Here is a 7,946-nt window from a genome sequence, read left to right as displayed (position 1 = left end):
TGTACGTCAACTCGAATATAAGGCTGAATGGTACGGTAGAACGGTCGTCAAAATCGACAAATTCTACCCCTCCAGCAAACGGTGTTTTGATTGCGGACATTTCATGCCGAAGATGCCACTCAGCGTCAGACAGTGGACATGTCCAGAATGCGGGGAACATCACGACAGAGATGTGAACGCCGCTCAAAACATCTTAGCCGCAGGGCTTGCGGTGTTAGCCTGTGGAGAGGCGATAAGACCCGCTCGAAAGCTCAACAGCCAACGAGAAGGCACGCCTCAACGAAGCAGGAAAGCCAACTAGTGATGGTTGGAATCCCCTGCCTTTAGGCATGGGGAGGATGTCAATTGTTCTTCAATCGTTAAGAGCGTGAAATCAGTGAAGCGAGTTTGGAATAGATGATTTTGCGGCTATGATACTTGAGAATAAAGAATGGGCATTTTGTAAATAAAACTTAAAATTAGAAGCCGCGTGGCTTCATTGGCAAAAGTCATGCCTTTGTGCTGCAGGATATCTTCACCAAAGAGTCCATGAATCAAGATGAAGCAGGCTAAGAATACAAATGCGGTACGGTAATGTGTTGCAATCTTTTCTTCTGCATTCAAGCTTTCCACCGCCTTGACTCAAATGACAGACGTTCTGATAATCGAGTCGAAGTGAATCATTTTAGGATATGTGTAAAAATCTTATAGGGAACGGCAGACCTATAGGTTGCTAACGACTGTTCCCATCGTTAAGTATGAAAAATCGTTTGTACTTGTGATTTGTGAGTAAGCAGCATATACTAAGATTGACTTACAATTTCATAGTTCCTTCGGGGCAGGGTGAGATGGTTTCCCTATACGCCATCAATTCCCGATCGGTGGTGAGCGCATCCCGTATGATGCCAAGTCCACGAGCTGAAAAATGCAGTTTTCACTGCGGTACAGCATGAACTGGTGAAAATCCAGTACCGACGGTATAGTCCGGATGAAAGAAGGAAATTGGCGCAGACCGAAAGGTTTTGTGTCTATGTGTCATTCGTTCATTGCCCCTCCGCGTTCTGTTGGAGGGGTTTCTTGTTTAGGATGAACGATGGCTAATCAAGGCCCGAAGAGAAGATGGGGGTGCAGATGTTCGCAGACTTTATAGAAGAACTTTTAGAGGATAAACATTGGGCTTTGGCAAATTTGCATTCGTTTTTGGATGAATCAGAGGATGAACGTTGGATGCGCATGGCGCTTTCTTTGGCAGCTACGGCTGGTAGTCAAACCCATCCCAATCCTAGGGTGGGTTGCGTGTTGGTCAAAGAGGGGCAATTGATTGGACAAGGGGCGCATCTCCGCGCCGGTACTCCACATGCTGAAATCCATGCTTTGCGCCAGGCTGGTCCAGAAGCGAAAGGCGCTACGGCTTATGTCACACTGGAGCCATGCAGTCATTATGGCCGGACGCCTCCTTGTGCTGATGCCCTGATTCAAGCAGGGATTAAGCGTGTAGTTCTAGCCATGGTCGATCCCGATTTACGCGTATCCGGTCGAGGTGCCGCGAAATTGCAAGCGGCTGGGATCGACGTGAAGATGGGGGTTATGGAAGAAGAAGCGCGCAGATTAAATAAGCCTTATCTTCATGTTCAAACGACTCATATGCCATATGTTGTCTGGAAAACTGCCAGTACATTAGATGGTCGTATGGCGACATCAACTGGGGACAGTCGATGGGTAAGCGGAGAAAAGTCCCGTCAAATGGTTCATTACTGGCGGTCGCGAGTAGACGCAGTGATGGTGGGCATCGGCACAGTCCTTGCGGACAATCCGCAGTTGACAGTTCGCTTGTCTCATATGCGGGATGTCCGTCAACCGATACGAATCGTGATCGACACCCACTTGCATACTCCGCCTGCTGCTCGGTTGCTCAGTGAACCTGGACGCACATTGATTTATTGTGGACAGCAATTTCTGCAATCTGAGCAGAAGGAGGAGTTGATTTCACAAGGAGACGTTGAAGTAGTAGGCGTAGCAACCGATGTGAATGGCCGATTAGACTTGCGAGCTATGCTTGCGGATTTGGCCAATCGTCAGGTGGTAACGGTCTTGCTTGAGTCAGGACCAACTTTGTCAACAAGTTTCCTGGAACAAGGCCTGGTACAAGAAATAGCCTGGTTCATGGCTCCCAAATTGTTGCTGTCTGGTAAATCGACATTACTTTCTCAGCAACCAATTACCCGTATGTCTGACGCTCTACAACTGGACAGTGTCAAAGTCCGGATGGTGGGACAAGATATTTTGCTGACCGCTGTTCTAGGGGGACAATCGTAATGTTCACCGGTCTGGTAGAAGAATTGGCGATTCTTAAGAAGATAGATAAATCGCCACAAGGCGCCCGTTTCATTTTGGCTGCAAACAAAATTCTTGGAGATATGCAATTGGGTGATTCCATTGCAGTCAACGGTGTCTGTTTAACAGTAGTGGAGCGAATGTCCGGAGCTTTTGCTGTAGAAGCAGTGCCAGAGACAATGCGCCGCACGAATTTAGGGCTTTTGCAAACGGGTGACGAAGTTCATGTAGAACGGGCATTACCTATTGGTGGTCGTCTGGGTGGACATTTAGTTTCTGGCCACATTGATGGTACCGGAACCGTGCGCGAAGTGATGCACGAGGGGATGGCACGCGTCTTGACGATTGCAGCTCCTGCTCACTTGATGAAATACATTGTTCATAAAGGTTCCGTTTGTATTGATGGGGTTTCGTTAACCGTTATGGAAGATCGAGGAGATGCATTTACACTCTCCATTATTCCTCATACTGGTCAAATGACAACATTGGCAAGCGCTCGTCCTGGCCGAGTTGTAAACATTGAATGTGACGTGCTGGCCAAGTATTTAGAGAAACTTTTGCAATACCAAACTGTTGACTCATCGTCTGTCAATCGTAGTAGCCAGTTGTCGTTGCAGTGGTTGGCGGAACATGGTTTTGCTTGATGGTGGCAATGGTGGAAGAGAGGGGAATAGGCAATGTTGAGTACAATTGAAGCTGCAATTGCCGATTTGCAAGCTGGCCGTCCTGTTATTGTGGTGGATGATGAAGATCGGGAAAATGAAGGAGATTTTGTGGCGCTTGGTGAAAAAGTCACGCCTGAACTGATCAATCTCATGATTACCCATGGTAGGGGTCTGGTTTGTGTGCCGATTACGGCAGATCGCGCTGCTCAATTAGGCTTTGATGCGATGGTTGCGCACAATACGGATGTGCATGGCACAGCTTTTACGATTTCTGTCGATGAAGCACATACGCACACAGGTATATCAGCTTTTGAACGGGCGCAAACCATTGCGGCCATAGTCTCTGAAGAAGCTCGTCCCGAGCACTTTCGCCGTCCTGGACATATTTTTCCACTCATCGCTAAAGACGGTGGAGTCTTAAGGCGAGCTGGCCATACAGAGGCGGCGGTTGACTTGGCTCGGTTGGCAGGCGCGAAACCTGTGGGGGTCATTTGTGAAATTCTCAATCCCGATGGGAGCATGGCTCGGCTACCTGATTTGGAGAAGATTGCGGGTCAACTCGGATTGAAAATGATTTCTATAGCCGATTTGATCGCTTTTCGAAAACGCTCTGAAAAATTGGTTATTCGTCAGGCCCAGGCCCAGTTGCCAACCGTTTTTGGTCATTTTCAGGCGGTGGTTTATACCAATTCGCTAGATGAAAAAGAACATGTGGCGCTGGTCATGGGGGAGATAGATGAATCACCCACATTGGTTCGTGTGCATTCAGAATGTCTCACAGGAGATGCGTTTGCTTCTCTGCGCTGTGACTGTGGACCACAGTTGCATGCGGCACTGCGTCAGATAGCTGAAGAAGGAAAAGGCGTTTTGCTTTATCTTCGCCAAGAAGGGCGTGGCATTGGTTTGCTGAATAAGATACGAGCCTATGCCTTGCAAGATGAGGGAGCAGATACAGTAGAAGCTAATCATCGACTTGGATTTGCTGATGATTTGCGAGATTATGGAATTGGTGCACAAATTTTGTACGATCTCGGTGTGCGACAAATGCGGTTGTTAACCAATAATCCGCGCAAAGTGCGGGGGATTGAAGGGCACGGTCTGACCGTGATCGAGCGTGTCCCTCTGGAAGTGGATCGCAATCCATTTAATGAGCATTATTTGCAGACCAAGCGCGAAAAGCTGGGGCATCTTCTTCATCTGTAGCTCTGAGTTGAAGTGAGCTGTTACGAAATCGATAACATTTAAGCGTGTAAGGACATTGAAATGAAAAAGGAGTTGAACAAAGTTTGAACGCGCAAATTTGGGAAGGACATTTGATAGGTCAAGGATTGCGCTTTGGCATTGTGGTTGGACGTTTTAACGAATTTATCACGCATCGCTTGCTTGGTGGTGCTCTGGATGCTTTGCAACGCCATGGAGTTGAAGAGAGTGCTGTTCATGTTGCTTATGTACCGGGAGCATTTGAAATTCCGTTTGCGGCCAAGCGATTGATGCAAAGTGGTCGATTTGATGCTGTAATTACATTGGGTGCAGTTATTCGAGGCTCTACGCCTCACTTTGAGTATGTTTCGTCAGAAGTTGCGAAAGGAGTGGCCAACCTTAGCTTACAGGCTGAGATTCCCGTTATTTTTGGCGTATTGACCACAGATACTATAGAACAAGCCATAGAACGAGCAGGTACAAAGGCTGGCAACAAAGGTTGGGAAGCTGCAGTTTCGGCTATAGAAATGGCTAACTTAAACCGCTCGCTGCAAAATTTAGGTTAAGTATTTGAGTTGCCTCAGAGAGCACCCTGATACCAAGTCGCCCATGGCCATTCGTTTTGGTTCTGGGCGACAGCTTTGCTCGATTCATGATTATGACAATTTGGTTTCTGACTGGAGCAGGGTTTGTTCAAGTCGTCGCGAATTTTATGAAGAGCACATTTCGCACAGATTGTGGGCTGTGCTTTCTCTTTTTGGCGAATAAGAATAGGCTGGAAGGTTTGATAGTTGACACTCGCAGCCTGGCTATTCATAAATCGCTTTGAGGTGCAAAAGCGAGGGGTGGAGATTTGAAAGACCAAAAAAAACGGTACAAGCCTGGCAAAGTGATGACGGAAAAGCGCCCGAGAAGGCATAGAAGGCGTATGCTTGCCTTGCAGGTCGGCGGTATAGCTGCACTTTGTCTGGTAGCTTGGCGGATTACGAATATACAACATGTGTTAGGGCCGGGATTGTTGAAAGACGCGTCCAATGTTCAGGATGTTTCCAAAGTCGAATTGGCACCGCGTGGTGAAATTCTTGATGCTGCTGGTCAGCCCATCGCGTATGATGTTCCAGCCTATATTATGGATATTAAAATTTCTGATTTCACCAACCGACAGGCTTTGGCGCAAAACTTATCCAATATTCTACAATTGCCATACACCCAGATTTATAGCTTAGTATCTCAAAGTTATGATTGGATTCAGTGGAATCAACCGATTCTTGCGACAACGAAGGATGCTATTGAGAAACTGTACGGACAGGGTAAACATGCTGAAGATTTTACGTTTACCTCTACAGAGAAGCGTTTTTATCCTTTTGGCCGTTTTGCCGCAGCTACAGTTGGATATGTTGGACCCAATGGTCAAGGTGTCATGGGGATAGAAGCTGAAGATAACCATTTGCTCGAAGGTACCCCTGGTAAGTTGGACTATCGGCAAGATGCACTTGGATTTCCGTTACCGGGCAGTGTACATACAGTAGTGGCTCCTAAACCGGGGGATTCTGTGCAATTGACCATCAATCCAGTCATTCAGGGTTTTGTCGATCACGAAATGGATATTTTGGATGAGACGGTACATCCTGAACACGCAGCCATGATTGTGATGGATCCCTGGAATGGACAGATTCTCGCTATGTCGAGCCGTCCAGATTTTAATCCCAACCAATATTGGACGGCATCGCCTGTAGCACTCGATCAAAATTGGGCAGTGTCGGCTTCTTTCGAACCAGGTTCCACATTCAAGCTTTTTGTTCTGACAGCTGCTTTAGCTACTCAATCCATCAATCTCAACCAGACTTATATGTCAGGACAAATTACAATTGATGGCCGTACCATTCATGATTGGAATTATGTTGGATGGGGTAAAATCTCGTTTCTAAAGGCTCTTGAATACTCCAGTAATGTTGGATTTGCCAAGATTGCTCTTAAACTAGGTTGGTCCAATTTGATGCATTACTTAAATCTTTTTGGCATGACTCATCCTACAGGTGTTGACTTGCCGGATGAAGGAAGTTCTATTCTTTTTCCGCCCTCACAAGAGGGTCAAATCCAGTTGGCCACTACCGGATTCGGTCAAGGTATTGCTGTAACCCCCTTGCAATTGATTGATGGAGTTGCGGCCATAGCCAACGGTGGAACGCTTTATCGGCCATATGTCGTAGAAAAAATCATTTCGCCTGAGGGACAGGTTATTCAAACGACGCAACCAGACGCGGTACAGAGAGATATTGCTCCATCTTCGGTACTTGCTGCTGTGCGCCATGCTATGGTTCTTGATGTCTCTCAGGGGATCGATAATGCGGCATACATTAAAGGATACGATGTGGCAGGTAAAACGGGTACAGCTCAGGTGGTCAATCCAAAGACAGGGAAGTTTTATAATTCTCGATTCATCACGTCTTTTATTGGATTTGCTCCTGGTTGGGATCCGCAAGTTGTAATTTATTGTACGGTAGACTGGCCGAAAACACCGGTTAATGACACATGGGGAAATACTACAGCAACACCTGTGGCTCGTGCTGTTTTGCAAGATATTATGAATTACTATCATATTGCTCCTCTCGGACAGACACAAAACCAAACATCGGAATTAAAACCAGCACAGAAAATGTCCTATATTGAAAATTTACCTAGCTTTGTAGGGGATACTGTAAGTCAAGCACAAAATCTTGCTGCCCGTCTATCAGGGAATTTGGTTATCAATGGAAACGGTTCGACCATATTGCGCCAGTGGCCTGCTCCTGGTAGTGAATTAGCAACCTCTATGCCCGTATATGTTTGGACGCGCGGCAATCTAGAGGGGGAAACGATGCCGTCTATAAAAGGGTTAACATTAGAGCAAGTCATTGGTTTATTACAAGCCTATGGTTTGAATCCCGTTGTGCAGGGAACGGGATTTGCTGTGCAGACTTCCATTGCTCCAGGACAACCTGTACATCCAGGTGAGCAAGTGAACGTTGTACTCAAACCGCCTTCCACCATCAGCTAATCAAGGGTGTTTTTACGTTGGGGGGATTTGAAGTTGAATACGTACACTTCTTCTGCAGCGTCGGGAGGTCAAGCGCTCTCTCGGCGCCTTTTACTTGTCATGGCCATAGCCAGTGGAGCTGCTGTGGCTAATCTTTACTATGTACAGCCTTTATTGGCGGAAATTGGTCAAACCTTTCATGCCAGCACGCACGCGTTAGGTATTCTGTCTATGCTAACCCAGGTGGGGTATGCGTGTGGTTTATTGTTTTTTGTTCCACTCGGAGATCGTTTTGAACAACGCCGATTGATTGTCATTTTATTGATTCTCGTCAGTATACTTCTGGCGGCAATGGCCACGTCAGTTTCTATGCTCTGGTTATGGATTTTTGCGTTCCTAGTCGGATTGACAACCGTGGTACCACAAATCATTATCCCGCTAGCCGCAAATATGGCGGATGAGACGAATCGCGGCAAAGTTGTAGGGGTGGTAATGAGTGGACTACTTATTGGTGTCCTGTTGGCGCGTGCTTTTGCAGGGTTGCTTGGATCGGAACTAGGCTGGCGTTCAGTGTTTGAGATTGCGGCCATATTCATGATTGCTCTTGCGCTGTTGCTCTACTTCATGCTTCCAGTTTCACCCCCAAAGTCAAAACTTGGGTATTCGGATTTTGGGGTTGAAAAAGCTCAAAGTTCGCCTTTCTCTAATTTGTCAACCAAGGTTGAAATGTCAACACCATAGTTCTTAGTTTC

The 7,946-nt window shown here is 46.8% G+C and carries 8 protein-coding genes and 1 riboswitch; of the genes, 7 read left to right on the top strand and 1 reads right to left on the bottom strand.

Annotation, left to right across the window (positions count from 1 at the left end; genetic code table 11):
- Positions 1–301: zinc ribbon domain-containing protein (locus tag BUA75_RS14930; protein ID WP_129583688.1), on the top strand; the 301-nt coding region annotated here is incomplete at its 5' end.
- 107 nt (positions 302–408) lie between these two features.
- On the opposite strand, the gene BUA75_RS14925 is transcribed toward BUA75_RS14930, so the two are convergent.
- A complete protein-coding gene (locus BUA75_RS14925) occupies positions 409–603 on the bottom strand; it encodes a hypothetical protein (protein WP_072875376.1) in 195 nt (64 codons plus the stop codon).
- A 201-nt stretch (positions 604–804) separates the two neighbouring features.
- Positions 805–983: riboswitch (FMN riboswitch) on the top strand.
- Between the two features lie 115 nt (positions 984–1,098).
- On the opposite strand from BUA75_RS14925, the gene ribD reads away from it, so the two are divergent.
- The 6 genes from ribD to BUA75_RS14895 all read left to right on the top strand — a co-directional run bounded on the left by ribD (position 1,099) and on the right by BUA75_RS14895 (position 7,935).
- Positions 1,099–2,295, top strand: a complete 1,197-nt coding sequence (gene ribD / locus BUA75_RS14920) for a bifunctional diaminohydroxyphosphoribosylaminopyrimidine deaminase/5-amino-6-(5-phosphoribosylamino)uracil reductase RibD (RefSeq protein ID WP_207549786.1) — start codon at positions 1,099–1,101, stop codon at positions 2,293–2,295.
- Positions 2,295–2,957 (top strand): riboflavin synthase, encoded by a 663-nt coding sequence (locus BUA75_RS14915; protein WP_072875375.1) that lies wholly within the window; start codon positions 2,295–2,297, stop codon positions 2,955–2,957. The genes ribD and BUA75_RS14915 overlap by 1 nt, the downstream gene beginning before the upstream one ends.
- Positions 2,958–2,990: 33 nt before the next feature.
- Positions 2,991–4,181: a bifunctional 3,4-dihydroxy-2-butanone-4-phosphate synthase/GTP cyclohydrolase II gene (locus BUA75_RS14910; protein WP_072875374.1), complete on the top strand. Its 1,191-nt coding sequence runs from the start codon at positions 2,991–2,993 to the stop codon at positions 4,179–4,181.
- Between the two features lie 83 nt (positions 4,182–4,264).
- Positions 4,265–4,744, top strand: a complete 480-nt coding sequence (gene ribH, locus BUA75_RS14905; protein ID WP_072875373.1) for a 6,7-dimethyl-8-ribityllumazine synthase — start codon at positions 4,265–4,267, stop codon at positions 4,742–4,744.
- Between the two features lie 287 nt (positions 4,745–5,031).
- Positions 5,032–7,215, top strand: a complete 2,184-nt coding sequence (locus BUA75_RS14900; RefSeq protein ID WP_238413548.1) for a PASTA domain-containing penicillin-binding protein — start codon at positions 5,032–5,034, stop codon at positions 7,213–7,215.
- Between the two features lie 33 nt (positions 7,216–7,248).
- Entirely contained in the window at positions 7,249–7,935 is a 687-nt protein-coding gene (locus tag BUA75_RS14895; protein WP_072875372.1) for an MFS transporter, read from the top strand.
- Positions 7,936–7,946: the final 11 nt, after the last annotated feature.

The organism is Alicyclobacillus tolerans (assembly GCF_900142255.1).
Lineage (GTDB): Bacteria > Bacillota > Bacilli > Alicyclobacillales > Alicyclobacillaceae > Alicyclobacillus_I > Alicyclobacillus_I tolerans.
The sequence above is the reverse complement of the archived record's forward strand: the minus strand, read 5'-3'. Positions and strand labels throughout refer to the sequence as shown.

Coding starts and splice junctions, on each gene's coding strand:
- BUA75_RS14910 (WP_072875374.1), top strand. CDS start 2,991: ATGTTGAGTACAATTGAAGCTGCAATTGCCGATTTGCAAGCTGGCCGT.
- BUA75_RS14915 (WP_072875375.1), top strand. CDS start 2,295: ATGTTCACCGGTCTGGTAGAAGAATTGGCGATTCTTAAGAAGATAGAT.
- ribD (WP_207549786.1), top strand. CDS start 1,099: ATGGGGGTGCAGATGTTCGCAGACTTTATAGAAGAACTTTTAGAGGAT.